The organism is Stenotrophomonas sp. LM091 (genome assembly GCF_001806305.1).
Classification (GTDB): domain Bacteria; phylum Pseudomonadota; class Gammaproteobacteria; order Xanthomonadales; family Xanthomonadaceae; genus Stenotrophomonas; species Stenotrophomonas bentonitica_A.
In genome coordinates this window covers 708,875-725,313 of sequence record NZ_CP017483.1, presented here as the reverse complement: position 1 = coordinate 725,313, position 16,439 = coordinate 708,875, and the positions used below count along the sequence as shown (strand labels likewise).

At 66.9% G+C, this 16,439-nt stretch carries 10 protein-coding genes and 2 tRNA genes; 7 read left to right on the top strand and 5 right to left on the bottom strand.

Translation table 11 applies throughout. The features are described 5' to 3' along the window. The first annotated feature begins 493 nt into the window (after positions 1-493). The 7 genes from BIZ42_RS03215 (at position 494) to BIZ42_RS03185 (ending at position 13,056) form a co-directional block, all read left to right on the top strand. Positions 494-2,212, top strand: coding sequence for a ShlB/FhaC/HecB family hemolysin secretion/activation protein (locus BIZ42_RS03215; RefSeq protein WP_070425533.1), 1,719 nt, complete (start codon positions 494-496; stop codon positions 2,210-2,212). Positions 2,213-2,267: 55 nt separating this feature from the next. Then, complete coding sequence (locus BIZ42_RS03210; protein WP_070425532.1) at positions 2,268-4,457, top strand: filamentous hemagglutinin N-terminal domain-containing protein; 2,190 nt, start codon at positions 2,268-2,270, stop codon at positions 4,455-4,457. Beyond that, the gene (locus BIZ42_RS03205) at positions 4,409-11,248 is read left to right on the top strand and encodes a hemagglutinin repeat-containing protein (RefSeq protein WP_156785681.1); all 6,840 of its coding nucleotides are present in this window, start codon (positions 4,409-4,411) and stop codon (positions 11,246-11,248) included. Before BIZ42_RS03210 ends, BIZ42_RS03205 begins: the two co-directional genes overlap by 49 nt. A gap of 16 nt (positions 11,249-11,264) precedes the next feature. After that, positions 11,265-11,666: a hypothetical protein gene (locus BIZ42_RS03200; RefSeq protein WP_216636705.1), complete on the top strand. Its 402-nt coding sequence runs from the start codon at positions 11,265-11,267 to the stop codon at positions 11,664-11,666. A gap of 14 nt (positions 11,667-11,680) precedes the next feature. Further along, complete coding sequence (locus tag BIZ42_RS03195; RefSeq protein ID WP_156785680.1) at positions 11,681-12,085, top strand: hypothetical protein; 405 nt, start codon at positions 11,681-11,683, stop codon at positions 12,083-12,085. Positions 12,086-12,146: 61 nt separating this feature from the next. Continuing rightward, positions 12,147-12,668: a hypothetical protein gene (locus tag BIZ42_RS03190; RefSeq protein WP_156785679.1), complete on the top strand. Its 522-nt coding sequence runs from the start codon at positions 12,147-12,149 to the stop codon at positions 12,666-12,668. A gap of 67 nt (positions 12,669-12,735) precedes the next feature. After that, positions 12,736-13,056 (top strand): hypothetical protein, encoded by a 321-nt coding sequence (locus BIZ42_RS03185; RefSeq protein ID WP_172838029.1) that lies wholly within the window; start codon positions 12,736-12,738, stop codon positions 13,054-13,056. Positions 13,057-13,086: 30 nt separating this feature from the next. Here the strand turns inward: BIZ42_RS03185 and BIZ42_RS03180 are convergent. From BIZ42_RS03180 to BIZ42_RS03160, 5 genes are all read right to left on the bottom strand, one after another. Next, positions 13,087-13,163, bottom strand: a tRNA-Pro gene (locus BIZ42_RS03180). A 139-nt stretch (positions 13,164-13,302) separates the two neighbouring features. Beyond that, positions 13,303-13,379: transfer RNA gene (locus BIZ42_RS03175), tRNA-Pro, on the bottom strand. Positions 13,380-13,427: 48 nt separating this feature from the next. Beyond that, complete coding sequence (cydX, locus tag BIZ42_RS03170) at positions 13,428-13,541, bottom strand: cytochrome bd-I oxidase subunit CydX (RefSeq protein WP_019182852.1); 114 nt, start codon at positions 13,539-13,541, stop codon at positions 13,428-13,430. Positions 13,542-13,571: 30 nt separating this feature from the next. Then, positions 13,572-14,726, bottom strand: coding sequence for a cytochrome d ubiquinol oxidase subunit II (gene cydB, locus BIZ42_RS03165; protein WP_070425526.1), 1,155 nt, complete (start codon positions 14,724-14,726; stop codon positions 13,572-13,574). Positions 14,727-14,741: 15 nt separating this feature from the next. Next, positions 14,742-16,331 carry a cytochrome ubiquinol oxidase subunit I gene (locus BIZ42_RS03160; RefSeq protein WP_019182854.1) on the bottom strand — a complete coding sequence of 530 codons (1,590 nt, stop codon included), beginning with the start codon at positions 16,329-16,331 and terminating at the stop codon, positions 14,742-14,744. Positions 16,332-16,439: the final 108 nt, after the last annotated feature.

The window sequence follows — 16,439 nt, the reverse complement described above, 5'->3', positions numbered from 1 at the left end:
GGCGCACCGCGGCCATGCCGGCGCGCGGGTGCAACGGCAGAGACCGGCCAGTGGCCGGCAGCTGCGGGGTAGGGGACTGGGCCGCTGCCGTAAGCAGGGCCAGGACCGGGCATTGTACGGGTTCGATCCCGACAGGTCGCGCAGGGTGGGGCGAGGTGATGCGGCGCGGACGCGACAGGCCCGGCCGCGGGCACGATGCCGCCCCGCGCGCAGCCCGGGGCGCTACGTGTGAAAACGCCTTCACAACAAGGGCCACGCGGTCCCCTTCCATGTGCGCTGCGTCAAAAAAATGACTATTTAGGAAAATCCCTACAAGCGAGCGGGTAGTTCTCTTACGGGGTGGGTGGGGTTTTTGACGGTTCTCATGTCGCGAATAGCTCTTAAATTGGCGGGCCTCCATAGGGGCGGTCTATAGCGAACGATGGTTCGTGCCAGCCCACGTTCGAGATCCTGCATGCCAAACAACGCACTACCCACCCCGGCTCGCGCCGGTATGCACCGCGCTTCCCGGCGCACCCTGCTCCTGGCCCCGCTGGCCCCGCTGGCCGCCGCCGTCGCATTGATCTGCACGCCGGTGCATGCCCAGCAGCTGCCCGCCCCCGATCAGGAGCTGCTTCGCCAGCAGGAGCGCGAACGCGCCCTGCGCGAGCAGCTTGAAACCCGGCCCGATGCACGTCTTCAGGACGCACCGGTGGCCGCACCGGAGCGGCTGCCCCAGGACGAAGCACCCTGCTTCGTGATCAACCGGATCACCCTGGAAGGCGAGCAGGCCGACCGTTTCCAGTGGGCGTTGCCCGCAGCCAACGTCAAAGGCGATCCGGCGCTCGGCCGCTGCCTGGGCACCGCCGGCATCAACGTGGTGATGTCGCGGGTACAGAACGCGATCGTCGAGCGCGGCTACGTCACCACGCGCGTGTTGGCCCAGCCGCAGGACCTCACCACCGGCACGCTGGCACTGACCGTGGTGCCCGGCACGCTCCGCCAGATCCGTTTCGCCGAGGGCACCCATCGCGACGCCACCCTGTGGAACGCGATCCCGGCACGCAGTGGCGACCTGCTCAACCTGCGGGATATCGAACAGGGGCTGGAGAATTTCAAGCGCGTGCCGACCGCCGAGGCCGACATCCAGATCAGCCCGGCCGAAGGCGCCGACGCCGCACCTGGCCAGAGCGACCTGGTGGTGCAGTGGTCGCAGCAACGGCTGGTCCGCTTCAACCTCAGCCTGGACGATTCCGGCAGCAAGGCCACCGGCAAGACCCAGGCCGGTGCGACGATGTCGCTGGACCACGCGCTGCGCCAGAACGACCTGTTCTACGTCAACCTCAACCATGACGTGTTCAGCGGCGGCAAGCGCGGCACCAAGGGCTTCACCTTCCACTACTCCGTGCCCGTCGGCTACTGGCTGTTCGGCGCCACGCGCAGCGGCTACGAGTACGAGCAGACCGTGGCCGGCAACCAGCAGTCGTATCTCTACAGCGGCGAGAGCTACAACGCCGAAGTACGGGCTACGCGCCTGCTGTTCCGCAACGCGAGCAGCAAGACCAGCATGTATCTGCGTGCCTGGGAGCGCGACTCGCGCAACTTCATCGACGACACCGAAATCCTGGTCCAGCGCCGGCGCATGGGCGGCTGGGAGCTCGGCCTGAACCACCGTCATTTCATCGGCCAGGCCACGCTCGATGGCACTGTCGGCTTCCGCCGTGGCACTGGGGCCTTCGGCTCGATCGCAGCGCCCGAGGAGCTGTTCGGTGAAGCCACCTCGCACCCGAAGATCTACTTCGCCGACGCACAGCTCAGCCTCCCGTTCCAGCTCGGCCAGCAGCGCCTGCGCTACACCGGCAGCTGGCGAGCGCAATGGAACCGTGGCGGGCTGGTGCCGCAGGACCGCTTCGCGATCGGTGGCCGCTACACCGTGCGCGGCTTCGATGGCGAGATGTCGCTGATGGGCGAGCGCGGCTGGTTGATCCGCAACGATATCGGCCTGGCCCTGGGCGGCGGGCAGGAATTCTACGTCGGCGCCGATTACGGCCATGTCGGCGGCAGCGCCACGCAATGGCAGGTAGGCAACGACCTGGCGGGCAGCGTGATCGGCCTGCGTGGGTCGTATCGCGGCCTGTACTGGGACGGCTTCGTCGGCGCCCCGCTGAAGAAGCCCTCTGGTTTCCAGAACGCCTACACCGTCACCGGATTCACCCTGAGCTGGTCGTTCTGATTTCAGTGCGGGCGCGTTCGCGCCGCACCGACCGCACGCATACAAAGGAATTGTCATGAACAAGCATCTGTACCGCCTCGTGTTCAACCACGCCCTCATGCTCTGGCAGGTCGCCGCGGAGATCACCCCGCGCCCCGGCGGCGCCGGTACCGGGCAGGATGGCGATCGCACGGCGGCACTGCGCCCGATGGCGTTCGCGCTGTGGGTGATGCTGGGCTGGGTAGGCGTAACCGGCCTGGCGGCGGCGCAGGTGGTCGCGGACCCGAATGCCCCCGGGAACCAGCGCCCGACCGTGCTGGAAACCGCCAACGGCACGCCGCAGATCAATATCCAGACGCCGAGTGCTGCCGGTGTTTCGCGCAATACCTACCAGCGCTTCGACGTTGACCAGCAGGGCGCCATCCTCAACAACTCACGCGGCAATACGCAGTCGCAGCTCGGTGGCTGGGTGCAGGGCAATCCGTGGTTGGCCGGCGGCACCGCACGGGTGATCCTCAACGAGGTCAATGGCGCCAACCCGAGCCAGCTGCGCGGCTATGTGGAAGTGGCCGGCGACCGCGCGCAGGTGGTGATCGCCAACCCGGCCGGCATCGATTGCGATGGCTGCGGCTTCATCAACGCCAACCGCATCACCCTGACCACCGGCACCCCGATGTTCAATGGCGGTGCGCTGGAGGGATACCGCGTGCAGGGCGGAGCGATCCACATCTTCGGTGCCGGCATGGATGCCAGCCGGGTCGACTACACCGATCTGATCGCACGCTCGGTGCAGCTCAATGCGGGCCTGTGGGCGCAGCAGCTGCAGGTCACCACCGGCGCGAACACGGTGAGCGCCGATCTGGGCCGCGTGCAGGCGCAGGCCGCCGAAGGCAATGCGCCGCAGTACGCGCTCGATGTGGCCCAGCTGGGCGGCATGTACGCCAACAAGATCCTGCTGATGGGCACCGAGCACGGCGTGGGCGTGCGCAACGCGGGCAACCTCGGGGCGCAGACCGGCGAACTGGTCGTGACTGTCGATGGCCGGCTGGAAAACACCGGCAAACTGCAGGCGCGCGACGATACGCGTATCGCTGCCAGCGGCGGTGTGCGCAACGAAGGGCTGGTCAGTGCCGGGCGTGAACTGAACCTGCGCACCGGTCAGGATCTGGACAACACGGGTGGCCAGCTCAATGGCACCCGTCTGGACCTGGAGGCGGCCTCGCTGGTCAACCGCGGCGGCAGCATCGAACAGGCTGGCGTGCAGGTCCTGGCGGTGCAGAGCGGGCGCCTGGAGAACCGTGACAAGGGCAGCATCGGCGCACTGGCCCGGCAGGACGGTACGGCGCCGACCTCACCGGGCGATGGCGACGGCACGGGCAGCCCGGGCACGGGAACCGGAAGCGGCAACGGTGGCACCGGTGGCAGCACCCCGGGCTCGACGCCGCCGGCCACCGCGCCGCTCGCACAGGGCCGCGTGGTGATTGCCGGCGTGCTCGACAACGATGCCGGCGCGGTCCTTGCCGGAGGTGATATCGATCTGCGCGCGGGCCACGTGGACAACGACGGCGGTCGCCTCGGGGTGCGCGATCTGGCGGTGGAGGGGGGCGGCCTGTCCAACCGGCAGGGCGAGCTGACCACGGGGCGTGACCTGCGCGTGCAGGGCCAGGCGCTGAACAACGACGCCGGCGTCATGAACGTCGGCGGCGCGCTTGATGCGCGCACCGTGCAGCTGTCCAACCGCAGCGGCACGATCGCCCACAGCGGCAGCGCACCTGCGCAGCTGCAGGTGGCGGGCACGTTCGACAACACCGGCGGCAGTCTCGCCAGCAACGCTGCCTCGCTGGCACTGACCAGCGCGGTGCTGGTCAACACCGATGGCAAGCTGATGCACGCCGGCAGCGACGGCCTGCAGCTCACCAGCGGCATGCTGGACGGCCAGCGCGGCGAGATCGCCACGGCCGGCACACTTACCCTGCGCGCAGGGACGGTCGATCACCGCCAGGCGGAACTGCAGGCCGGCACGCTCGATGTCCAGGTCGATACGCTCGACAACCGTGGCGGCCAGCTGTTGGCCACCGGCAGCGAGGGCAACCGTATCGGGGCAACCACTGCACTGGACAACGACGGCGGCACGCTCGCCAGCAACGGCGATCTGGCCATCGACACCCCCTGCTGCGCAACGCGGGCGGCCAGGTGCAGCAGGCCGGCAGCGGCCGTTTGGATATCAACGCCACAACGCTGGCCGGGGCGGGCGGCAAACTGCTGAGCAATGGCGCGCTGCAACTGCAGGGCCAGGCGATTGACGTCTCCGGCGGCATCACCTCGGCGGCGCGCATGGCGATCGACGCCGGGCAGCTGGACAACCGTCATGGCGAACTGATCGCCACCGGCACCGACGCGCTGGCCCTGCGGGTGACCAACGCGCTGCTCAACGAGAACGGCCAGATCATCGGTAATGGTGCGCTCGCCGTACAGGCTGGGAGCCTGGCCAACCGCGACGGCAAACTGCTGGCGGCAGGTGAGGCGGCCTCCACGCTGCAGGTGAGCGGCGCGATCGACAACCAGCGCGGCACACTGGCCAGCGCCGGTGATCTGAGCCTTCGGGCCGGCCAGCTGGACAACCAGGCCGGCACGGTCCAGGCGGCCGGCGACAGTGCATTGCAGCTGGGCGTGGACGGCCTGCTCGACAATCGCCAGGGCGGCCTGGTCGCCTCCGGCGGTGCGCAGCAGCTGCGCGCCGGCAGCCTCGACAACCGCGGCGGCACCGTCAACGCGGGCGATACGCTGGACGTGGCGGTGACGCAGGCGCTGGACAACAGCGCCGGCACCGTCGCTGCCAACGGCACGCTGCAGGTGCAGGCCGGCCGCATCGTCAACCGTGACGCCGGCACGCTGGCGTCCATCGAGGGCGATGTCACGCTCGACAGCGCGAGCGATATCGACAACACCGCCGGTGTGATCCAGGCCGAACGTGCGCTCTCGGTCGCCAGCCAGGGACTGGCCAACGTGCGCGGCACCCTGGCCGGTGCATCCCTTGCACTGGACACCGGCCTTGGCAGCGTGGACAACAGCGAGGGCATCATCGCCGCCACCGCCGGCACGCTGGATGTCCGCAGTGGTGCGCTGGAGAACCGCGCTGGCCTGCTGCAGTCCAGTGCGGCGATGCGCATCGATACCCACGGCCAGCGGCTGGGCAATACCGACGCGGGCGCGCGCGGTGGCATCGTCAGCGGTGCCGGGCTGACACTGCGTGCCGGTGAGCTGGACAATCGTGCCGGCCTTGTCCAGGCGCAGACGGCGCTGGACGCGAGGCTGGCCACGCTGGACAACCGCAGCGGAGGGCAGGTCGGCAGCGGGGCCTCGTTGCTGCTGCAGGCGCAGCGCGTGGACAACAGCGGCGGCCGCCTGCAGGCTGCCCAGAATCTGACCCTGGATCTGAGCGGTGAGCTGGTCAACCAGGCCGGCCTGGCCGTGGCCGGTGGCGATCTGGTCGCCCATGCCGCGCGCATCGACAACCGCGCCACCGCTGGCGGCAGCACTGCACTCGGCCTGCAGGGCGGCAGCGTGGACCTCGCCGCCGCGCAGATCGACAACAGCACCGGCATGATTGCCGCCGACCAGCGCATCGCGCTGCAGGCCGGTGATGCACTGTTCAACCAGCAAGGCCTGGTGTCCTCGGCGGGCAGTCTGGACGTGCGCGCCGGTCAGGTCGGCAACGCCGATGGCACGCTGCTGTCGGCGGGCAACCAGACGCTGCATGCCAACGCACTCAATGGCACGGGCCGGGTGTTGTCGCAGGGCGATCTGGTGCTGGCCTTGCAGCAGGATTACCGCAACGATGGCCAGATCACCGCCAACGGCAAGGCCACGGTCTCCACGCAGGGGCTGTGGACCAACGCGGGCAAGGTGCAGGCCGGTGATCTGGACCTGCACGCCGGCCAGATCGACAACCTGGCCACTGGCGAGATCAGCGGCATCCGCACCCAGGTGCGCGCCGATGGCGTGCTCGGCAACCGCGGGCTGATCGACGGCGTGGATACCCGCGTCGATGCCGATGTGATCCTCAACGTAGGCACCGGCCGCATCTACGGCGACCGCCTGTCGATCGGTGCCACCACCCTGGTCAACAGTGATGAAACGCTGGAGGGCGTCACCCGCGCAGCCACCATTGCTGCGCGTGAGCGCCTGGACATCGGCGCCGGCACCGTGGTCAACCGCGAGCAGGCGCTGATCTTCAGTGCCGGCGGTGGCGAGAGCGCACTCAACATCGGCGGTGCGCTGGATGCGCAGGGCCATGCAGTCGGTCGCGCCGGCTCGGTGCACAACGCCAGCGCGACCATCGAGTCGCTGGGTGGCTTGAGTATCGATGCCACGCGCCTGCTCAACAGCAACGAGCATTTCGCCACCACTGAAGTGATGGTGGTGGGCCCGACCAAGAAGCTGTACATCCAGCCCAAGGGCACGCCCGGCATGCACGATGCCAGCGAGTTCACCTGGTCCAGCTGGAGCCGTGCCGGCAAGTACTGGTGGAAGAACGGCAACGGCGACGTCAAGGACTGGACCCAGTACGACGTCACCCACACCGAGTACGAAACCCAGGTCACCTCCAGCGCGCCGGGTCGCATCATTTCCGGCGGCAACATGACGCTGCGTGGCGATGAGCTGATCAACGACAAGAGCCAGATCCTGGCCGGCGGCGCGTTGCTGGGCGATCTCGGCAACCTGCGCAACATCGACGCATTCGGCGAGTACCGGGTGCACGAGGAAGGCACCAGCCACTACACCTACAGTCGCTGGCGCGGTGGTTTCAAGCGCTATCACGAGCGCAAGTGGGACCGGAAGATCGCCTATCGCCCGGCCGATGAAGTGCGCACCATCAATCTGGGCGTGACCCGGACGGCCGAGCACACCCGCGACGGTGGCAGCGGCTACCAGGTGGGCGGGGTCAGCACCGGTTCCGTCGGTGGGCAGGTCGGGGGTGCGGCCGATGCCGGTGCCGTGGGTGGGCAGCGCCAGGTGACCGAAGTCAGCGCCAGCGTGGCCTCGCTGGCCGGTCCCGGCAGCACGGCGGGCACCGGTGCGCAGGGCGCGGCGGGCAACCAGCCGACCGTGATCCGCACCATCGGCGTGGAGGCCGAACTGCCGCAGAGCAGCCTGTTCCAGAGCGGGCCGAATGCCGGCCAGTACCTGGTCGAAACCGATCCGCGTTTTGCCGATTACCGCAACTGGCTCGGTTCGGACTACCTGCTGCAGAAGATGGGGGTGGACCCGGCCAACGTGCAGAAGCGGTTGGGCGATGGGTTCTACGAACAGAAGCTGGTCCGCGATCAGGTCGCCCAGCTCACCGGCCGCCGCTTTCTGGACGGCTACGCCGACGATGAAGCGCAGTACCGCGCGCTGCTGGACAACGCGGCCACCATCGCCGACGCATGGGGCCTGCGCCCCGGCGTGGCGCTGACCCCGGCACAGATGGCCCAGCTCACCAGCGACATCGTCTGGCTGGTCGAGCAGCGCGTCACCCTGGCCGATGGCAGCACCACCACCGCCCTGGTTCCGCAGGTGTATGTTCGCGTGCGACCCGGCGATATCGACGGCACCGGCACGCTACTGGCCGGCCGCTCGGTGGAGCTGAACCTGCGCGGCGACCTGGTCAACAGCGGCACCATCGCCGGCCGCACCGCGGTGAAGATCGACGCGCAGAACCTGCGCAACCTCGACGGCCGCATCAGCGGTGACACGGTCAGTGCCAACGCGCGTACCGATCTGGACAACCTCGGCGGCCTGATCGATGCGCGCAGCGTGCTGGTCGCCAGCGCCGGCCGTGATCTGAACCTGGTCACCACCACCCGCAGCGGTCAGAACACCGCGGGGTTGAGCGACTTCAGCCGGACCAACATCGACCGCGTGGCCGGGTTGTTCGTGAGCGACCAGGGCGCCACGTTGCTGGCCAAGGCCGGTCGCGACCTGCGCATGGACGGCGCCCAGGTGGTCAATGCCGGCGCACAGGGCCAGACCCTGCTCGCGGCGGGCCGCGATCTCTCCCTGGGCACGGTCACCGAGGCACGCCAGGAAAACAATGTCCGCAACAACGACAATTACCTGCGCCAAGGCTACGAGCGCGAGGTCGGCACTACCATCGACGCAGCTGGCGCGGTGCAGCTGCAGGCCGGCCACGACGTGGACCTGCGCGCCGCGCAGGTCTACAGCAGCGATGGCGCGATTTCGGTGATGGCCGACAACGACGTCACCATCGCCAGCGGCGAGCAGAGCAACAACTGGAGCGAGGGCCGCAAGCACACCCATCGCGGGCTGTTGAAGTCCACCACCAACACCACGCGCGACAGCCTGGAGGAAACCCAGGCCATCGCCAGCACGCTCAGCGGGCACCAGGTGGCGGTGCGCGGCAGCAACATCACCGTGACCGGCAGCAACGTGGTCTCCGATGCGGGCACCGTGCTGCTGGCCGACAACGATCTGACCGTGCAGGCGGCGACCAACACGCGCGGCGAGAGCCACTACAAGCGCAAGGACGAAAGCGGGTTCCTCTATAACGGCGGCGTCGCGTTCACGGTCGGCACGCAGATGCAGAGCCGCGATGCCAAGGACGTGAGCACCAGTGCCGCGGCGTCCACCATCGGCTCCACCGCGGGCAACGTGGTGATGGTGGCGGGCAACAACTACCGGCAGGTCGGCAGCCACGTCGTCGCGCCCGAGGGCGACATCGACATCCATGCGCGCAAGGTCGACATCGTGGAAGCCCGCGAGACGGGCGTCGCCACCCAGGAGGACAAATTCCGCCAGGCTGGTCTGACGGTGGCGTTGACCGCGCCGGTGATTTCGGCGATCCAGAGCGCCGAGCAGATGAAGAAGGCGGCCAGCCAGACCGACGACAGCCGCATGAAGACCTTGGCGGCAGCGACCACCGTGCTCAACACGGCGGCAGCGGTGGGTGCAGTGCAGGCCGATCCGGGTGCGGCGGGCGGCATCAACATCTCCATCACCGTGGGCGGCGCACGCAGCGACAGCAAGACCACCACTACGCACGACAACGCCGCCGGTTCCAGCATCACCGCAGGCGGAGACGTGCGCATCAGCGCCACCGGCGCGGGCAAGGACTCGGACCTGACCGTGGTCGGCAGCAACATCACCGCCGGCAACAACGCGTACCTCCGGGCAGATGGCGATATCGCCCTGCTGGCGGCGAAGAACACGCTGGAGACCGATCGCAAGAGCAGCGCGGCCAGCGGCGGTGTCGGCGTGGCCATCAGCATCGGCTCCGGTGGCGCCAGCGCCGGCATCACCGCCAATGCCAGCGGCTCCAAGGGCAAGGGTGAGGGCACCGACGTGAACTGGACCAACAGCCACGTCAATGCGGGCAACACGCTGGTGCTGCAATCCGGCGGCGACACCACCCTGCGTGGCGCGGTGGCCAGTGGCCGCCAGGTGATCGGCGACATCGGCGGTGACCTCAACATCGAGAGCCTGCAGGACACCTCCACCTTCCACAGCAAGGACACCAGTGTCGGCGGCAGTGTCACGGTCGGGTTGGGCTTCTCCGGCAGCGCCAGCTATGGCAACACCAAGGTCGATGGCGACTACGCCAGCGTGGTCGAGCAGAGCGGGATCAAGGCGGGCGACGGCGGCTACCAGGTACGCGTGGGCGGCAACACCGATCTGATCGGTGGCGTGATCGCCTCCAGCGAACAGGCCATCGCCGACGGCCGCAACCAGCTGATCACCAGCACCTTGAGCGTGCGCGATCTGGACAACCGCAGCGATTACAAGGCCAGCAGCCTCAGTCTGTCCGGCGGCTTCAGCAAGAGCGGCACCGGCGCCCCGTCCAGTGGCGGCAACAGCGGCCGTGGCAACGACGGTACGCCAGGGTCCACCGGTGCGGCCGGGCAGGGCAGCAGCTGGTCCTGGCAGAACTTCGGCAACGATGCCAGCGCTGCCGCACCCGGCTATGCCAGCGACACGGGCAGCGATGCCAGCACCACCCGCAGCGGCATCAGCGCAGGCGGGCTGACCATCACCGATGGCAACGCGCAGCTGGCCAAGACCGGCAAGAGCATCGACGACACCCTGGCCAGCCTCAATCGCGGTGTGCTCAGTGGCGACGATGCCAACGGGCTGATCCGTAACTGGGATCCGGTGGAGCTCGCGCAGAAGGTGCAGGCCGAAGCGCAGATCAGTGCGGCCTTCACCCAGCAGGCCCATAGTGCCGTGGGCAGCTATGTCGCCAGTCGCGGTGCCAGCATCAGGGAGCGTTACGAGGAAGCCTCCACGCCGGAGCAGAAGGCTGCGCTGCAGGCTGAAGCCGATGAACTGCGCACGCAGGAGAAGATGCTCAACATCCTGATCGGCGCGGTGACCGGCTCGGCGACCAGCGCGGTGTCCAAGGAGGCGCTGGCCAGTGCGGCGGACTGGATGCGGCAGGAGATGATCAAGAATTCCAGCATCTTTACCGGCGTGGTGGACCCTGCCAATCCCGAAGTCGACCCGACCTCGAAGGATCCCACGGTGCTCAACAACATCAATGGGATCAGCGTTGGTGTTGACGGCGATGGGATCAAGCTGGGCGGTACGCGCGTCGACCTGGATCAGCTGTGCGGGGAGAGCAACGAGCGCTGCATGACCCTGCCGGGGAGCAAAGCACTCGCCTTGGACGACAAGGGGCGTGTGCAATGGGATTCGGCCAAGGCGAAGATGACGCTGTCGGAGTTTCTGCAGAGCCCGGCAGGCAAGGGCATGGGCGGGCTGACCGGTGGCATCCAGGGCATCGAGGGCACCTTGAAGGGCACGCCGTACGCGTCTGGCGCGTGGCAGGACAGGCTTATCGAGTACTTCGCCGGCCCGCACGACATGATCGGCGGCCAATGGGGTGGCCTGTACGATGAGCAGGGCAATGCAACCCGCGGTCGCCCGTCGCCGCTGAAGATGGTGCATGAAGGATGGAGTGTGGTGGCCATTCCCGTAGCTGCGCCGTTCGCGATGGCCAAGGCACTTCCACCGCAGGTATGGGAAGCGATCTCCATCCTTGCACGCGCGTCGCGGTGAGGATGGCAGGCTGTTCATGGACGATTCTCAGGAGGTGGTAATGAAAGGCAAGCATGTTTTTCGCGTCGTGTTCGGGGTGTGCCTGGCCACGGGTCTGACCGCCTGTGGTATCGGCGGCATGTGGATGAATGGCAATCCCAATGCGACCTCGCACCTGGTTCCGCCGGGCCATGACTGGAGCAAGCCGGGCGCCGGCGCCTCGGCGCGTGACACGGACTGGCAGGCCTGCGGTGGCCAGCGCAGTGGGAACATCTCGCCAGACCGGCAAGGTGCTACGGGCAAGGAAACGGCGGATCTTTCCCGTGACAAGCTCTATGCGGCACAACGCTGCATGCTGGGCAAAGGCTACCGTTACACCGGCACCTGCGAAGGTGACATCCCGAGCCGCTATCCGGCCTGCCAGTCCTCGCCGCGTTGAACGCGATGAGGCCGATGAGAATCGCTGCTGCGGCGCTGGCCGTGGCGCTTCTCTCCGGTTGCATGATCGGCAACGGTCATATCTGTGGCCCGCAGACACCGATGGTCTACTGCAACAAAGCGGCGTATCAGCGGTTGGCCAACCCGCCCTCCTTGATGGAGAACTGGCAGCACCCGTCGAGAGCACCTCAAGCGCGTCAGCTCGACTGGGTGTCCTGCGGCGGCACGGAAAAGGGGAGCTACGCCGTGGTCTCAGGCACTACAGGTACCGAAACGGCGGCGCGCTCCGGTGAGAAATTCGACCAGATTCAACGCTGCATGATGGGTAAGGAGTATCACTACACCGGTACCTGCCAGGGAGAGATTCCCAGCAGGTTCCCCGCGTGCCAGCGCGCGGACGATGCGTTGCCGGCGCGCTGAGCCGCACGGGCGTCCGTGATGTCGATGCAATGATCACCACCCTGCTTGGGAGCCAGAGAACATGCCGTCACCCTTTCTTCCACTGCCTGGAACGTATGCCCGCGTTGCGCTGTATCTGGGCCTTCTCGGCATCGCGGGCGCAGCGTTCGCCGACCCGGCGGAGGTACCTCAATCGCCGCAGTCAGTGCCATCAGAGCAATGTGCGGCGTTCTACATCGATGTTCCCTCGGCGGGCAACCGCGTGGCCAACCTGATGATGGGATCGGTGGTGGGCAAGGCCGCTTGGATGGATCAACTGAAGGCCCTCATGGCCCGCGGCGCCGAACCACCGATGACCCGCCTGGTTGTCGCCGGTGAGAGCGAAGATGTCACGCGCAAGGCAGTGCAGTCGGCACTTGATACCTTCAAACAGCAGCGCCTTTCGCACCTGACCCTGACAGTCGTAGGCAAGTCGCCGAAGATGCAGGGGCTGCAGAGTGCGGCCGAGCAGTCGGGCATCACGTTCCGCGCGGTGCCGCCCGAACCCTCGGCCGCGTCACCCGCATCGCGGGCGGAAGCGTATCTGCGGGGTGTGTGTGATTGAGCGGCACCCACGCGGCGTCGCTGCCCTGTGCCTGGCCTTCAGCCTCAGCGCCTGCGGCATGGGCGGCATGTGGATGAATGGCGATCCATCGGTCGGCCGCGCCCTCGTGCCGCCACGGGACACCTGGGAGAAGGTTGGGAATGACGGCGCGACCCGCAATGCCGATTGGCTGGGGTGCGGCGGCGCCGCCAATGGCGGTTACCACGTCTCCACGCCGGAGGGTTCGAACGCGGCGGCGATCCAGCAGGCCCTGGGCCGCACGTTCGATGACCTGCAGCGCTGCATGCTCGGGCAAGGCTACCGCTACACCGGCAGCTGCGAAGGGGAAATCCGCAGCCGCTACCCGGCGTGCCAATCCCCAGACACAAAAAAACCCGGAGGACAGTGATGTCTTCCAGGCTTGATTGTGACCATCAGATGGTCGGGGAGACAGGATTCGAACCTGCGACCTCTACGTCCCGAACGTAGCGCTCTACCAGACTGAGCTACACCCCGTAAGGAGCCGCCTATTGTATCGATCCCGCCGGTCGGCGGCAAGGGGGGATCGCGTTTTTCACCTTCGGTGCCGTGTTGCCACGGCCCTTGATAAAGAAGCCTGGAAACGTGTTCCCAGGCTTCAATACGACCACCGAAGTGGTCGGGGAGACAGGATTCGAACCTGCGACCTCTACGTCCCGAACGTAGCGCTCTACCAGACTGAGCTACACCCCGAAGGAGCCGACAAGGATACGGTGTGAAGACCCGATCGGCAACCTTTTTTTAGCCTTCTTCGTGATCCGTACGGCTCTGCTCGCGGGCTTCGAACCACATGCCGTTGAGAATGGCCACGACCGAGGCCAGCCCTGCACCCAGAATCCAAGCGAAGTACCACATGGTAAGTCTCCTATGGCGCCGTGGGGCGCATCAGTAAGCGTTGGGGTTGTCGCTCATGTCTTCGGCCGTGGTCTTGCCCTTCATCACGCGGTAGACCCAGGAGGTGTAGGCGATGATGATCGGCAGGAAGATGGCCGTGGCGATGAGCATGATCCCCAGGGTCAGGTGGCTGGAGGAGCTGTCCCAGACGGTCAGGCTGGAGCCCGGCTGGCTGGAGGAGGGCAGCAGGAACGGGAAGATCGCAAAGCCGACGGTCAGGATGATGCCGGTGATCGAGGCCCCCGAGGCCAGGAAGGCCAGGCCGCCACGGCGGGCCCGCAGCAGCACCGCGCTGGCCAGCGCACCCACCAGCCCGAGGATCGGGGCCAGCAGGGTCAGCGGCATGCTCTGGTAGTTGCGCAGCCAGCCACCGGCCACTGCGCCGACGGCAGCGGTCTTGAGCAGCGGGTTGGTCGGGCCATCGGTGACCACCTGCGAGGTGATCTGGTAGCCCGGCAGGCCGAAGGCCACCCAGACGCCGGCCAGGGCGAACAGCACGAAGGTCAGCACCGCCGCGACGCTGCCATAGCGGGCCGAGCGCTCGGCCACCGGGCCGTCGGTCTTGAGCACCAGCATCGCCGCACCGTGTGAGACCACCATGGCCACGCTGACCAGGCCGGCCACCAGGGCGAACGGGTTGAGCAGGCCGATCAGGGTGCCGGTGTAGAAGATGCGCATGCTGTCATCGAAGTGGAACGGCACGCCGACCAGCACATTGCCCACCGCCACGCCGGCGATCAGTGCCGGCAGTAGCCCGCCGACGAACAGCGCACGGTCCCAGTTCTCACGCCAGCGCTTGCTGGGCATCTTGCTGCGGTACTTGAAGGCGACCGGGCGCAGGATCAGCCCGAACAGCATCAGGAACACCGCCAGGTAGAAGCCGGAGAAACTGACCGCGTACAGCGGCGGCCAGGCGGCGAAGATCGCACCGCCACCGAGCACCAGCCACACCTGGTTGCCTTCCCACACCGGGCCGACGGTGTTGATCACCAGCCGGCGTTCGTCATCGGTCCGGGCCACGAACGGCAGCAATGTGCCCACGCCGAGGTCGAAACCGTCCATCACCGCCCAGGCGATCAGCAGGATGCCGAGCAGCAGCCACCAGATCACGCGGAGCGTGGTGTAATCGAGTCCAATGAATTCCATCTGGGTTCTCCTGCCTTACGCCCGACCGTGGGTCGGCGCAGCGGCATTGGGGGAAAGGGACGTGGCTGCAGCCTGCAGCGACGGCAGGATGTCGTCCGGGCCCTTGCGGATCGCCTTGAGCATCAGCTTGACTTCGATGACCAGCAGCACCGTGTACAGCCCGGTGAACACCGCCAACGTGGTCAGGATTTCATGCAGGGCCAGGCCCGAGGCGGCGTAGAAGGTCGGCAGCACGCCGTCCACCGCCCACGGCTGGCGGCCGTACTCGGCCACGAACCAACCGCATTCGATCGCGATCCACGGTGCCGGCAGCGACCACAGCGCGAGCTTGAGGAACCAGCGCTTGTCCTGGAAGTTGTGGCGGCACGAGTAGTAGAAGGCCAGCGCGAAGAAGGCGATCAGATAGAAGCCCAGCCCGGCCATGATGCGGAAGGTCCAGAACAGCGGGGCGACCCGCGGCACGGTGTCCATCGCGGCCTTGGAGATTTCTTCCGGGGTGGCGTTGAGGATGTCCTCGCGGTAGCGCTTGAGCAGCAGGCCGTGGCCCAGATCCTGCCAATGACGGTCGAACATCTCACGCGCTTCGGCGTCGTTCTTGTCCTTGCGCACGCGTTCCAGCGCGCCGTAGGCCAGCTGGCCACCCCGCACGCGGTGCTCGGCACGTTCCACCAGCTCCAGGATGCCCGGGATCGGCTGGTTCAGCGAACGGGTGGCGATCAGGCCCATCAGGTAGGGGATCTTGATCGCGTAATCGTTCTGCTGGGTAGTCTGGTTCGGAATGCCGAAGGCGGTGAAGTCGGCCGGGGCACGCTCGGTTTCCCACATCGCTTCGATCGCGGCCAGCTTCATCTTCTGGTGTTCGCTGGCGGCATAGCCGCTTTCATCACCCAGCACCACCACCGACAGCGAGGAGAGCAGGCCGAAGGCCGCCGCCACCGCGAAGGAGCGACGGGCCATGTCCTTGTGCTTGTTGCGCAGCAGGAACAGGGCGCTGATCGACATCACGAACACCGCGCCGGTCACGTAGCCGGCGCTGACCGTATGCACGAACTTGGCCTGTGCCACCGGGTTGAACAGCACGGCGGCGAAGTCGACCACCTCCATGCGCATCGTTTCCGGATTGAAGATCGCGCCGGTCGGGTTCTGCATCCAGCCGTTGGCGATCAGGATCCACACCGCCGAGAGGTTGGTGCCCAAGGCCATCAGCCAGGTCACGGTGAGGTGCTTGACCGGGCTCAGGCGCTTCCAGCCGAAGAAGAACAGACCGATGAAGGTCGCTTCCAGGAAGAATGCCATCAGGCCTTCGATCGCCAGCGGTGCGCCGAAGATGTCGCCGACGTAATGGCTGTAGTACGACCAGTTCATGCCGAACTGGAACTCCATCACGATGCCGGTGGCGACGCCGATGGCGAAGTTGATGCCGAACAACGTGCCCCAGAACAGCGTCATCTGGCGCCAGACCTGTTTGCGGGTCATGACGTAGACGCTCTCCATGATGGCCACCATGAACGACAGGCCAAGCGTGAGGGGAACGAAAAGGAAGTGGTACATCGCGGTCAGAGCGAATTGCAGCCGCGACAGTTCTACGACTGTCTGATCAATCATGGCCTGGCTACCTCGTTGGGTTTTGCCGTTTCAGGTGGCGGGAAGGGGGTCTACGGGGTGAATTCTGTGACCAGCAACTTCAAACAGCCTTGATTCAGATCAATGTAC

Excerpts from the sequence above, each read along its gene's own strand:
- BIZ42_RS03190 (WP_156785679.1), top strand. The coding sequence starts at position 12,147 with ATGCCGTCACCCTTTCTTCCACTGCCTGGAACGTATGCCCGCGTTGCG.
- cydX (WP_019182852.1), bottom strand. The coding sequence starts at position 13,541 with ATGTGGTACTTCGCTTGGATTCTGGGTGCAGGGCTGGCCTCGGTCGTG.
- BIZ42_RS03215 (WP_070425533.1), top strand. The coding sequence starts at position 494 with ATGCACCGCGCTTCCCGGCGCACCCTGCTCCTGGCCCCGCTGGCCCCG.
- cydB (WP_070425526.1), bottom strand. The coding sequence starts at position 14,726 with ATGGAATTCATTGGACTCGATTACACCACGCTCCGCGTGATCTGGTGG.
- BIZ42_RS03210 (WP_070425532.1), top strand. The coding sequence starts at position 2,268 with ATGAACAAGCATCTGTACCGCCTCGTGTTCAACCACGCCCTCATGCTC.
- BIZ42_RS03185 (WP_172838029.1), top strand. The coding sequence starts at position 12,736 with ATGTGGATGAATGGCGATCCATCGGTCGGCCGCGCCCTCGTGCCGCCA.
- BIZ42_RS03200 (WP_216636705.1), top strand. The coding sequence starts at position 11,265 with ATGGACGATTCTCAGGAGGTGGTAATGAAAGGCAAGCATGTTTTTCGC.
- BIZ42_RS03195 (WP_156785680.1), top strand. The coding sequence starts at position 11,681 with ATGAGAATCGCTGCTGCGGCGCTGGCCGTGGCGCTTCTCTCCGGTTGC.
- BIZ42_RS03160 (WP_019182854.1), bottom strand. The coding sequence starts at position 16,331 with ATGATTGATCAGACAGTCGTAGAACTGTCGCGGCTGCAATTCGCTCTG.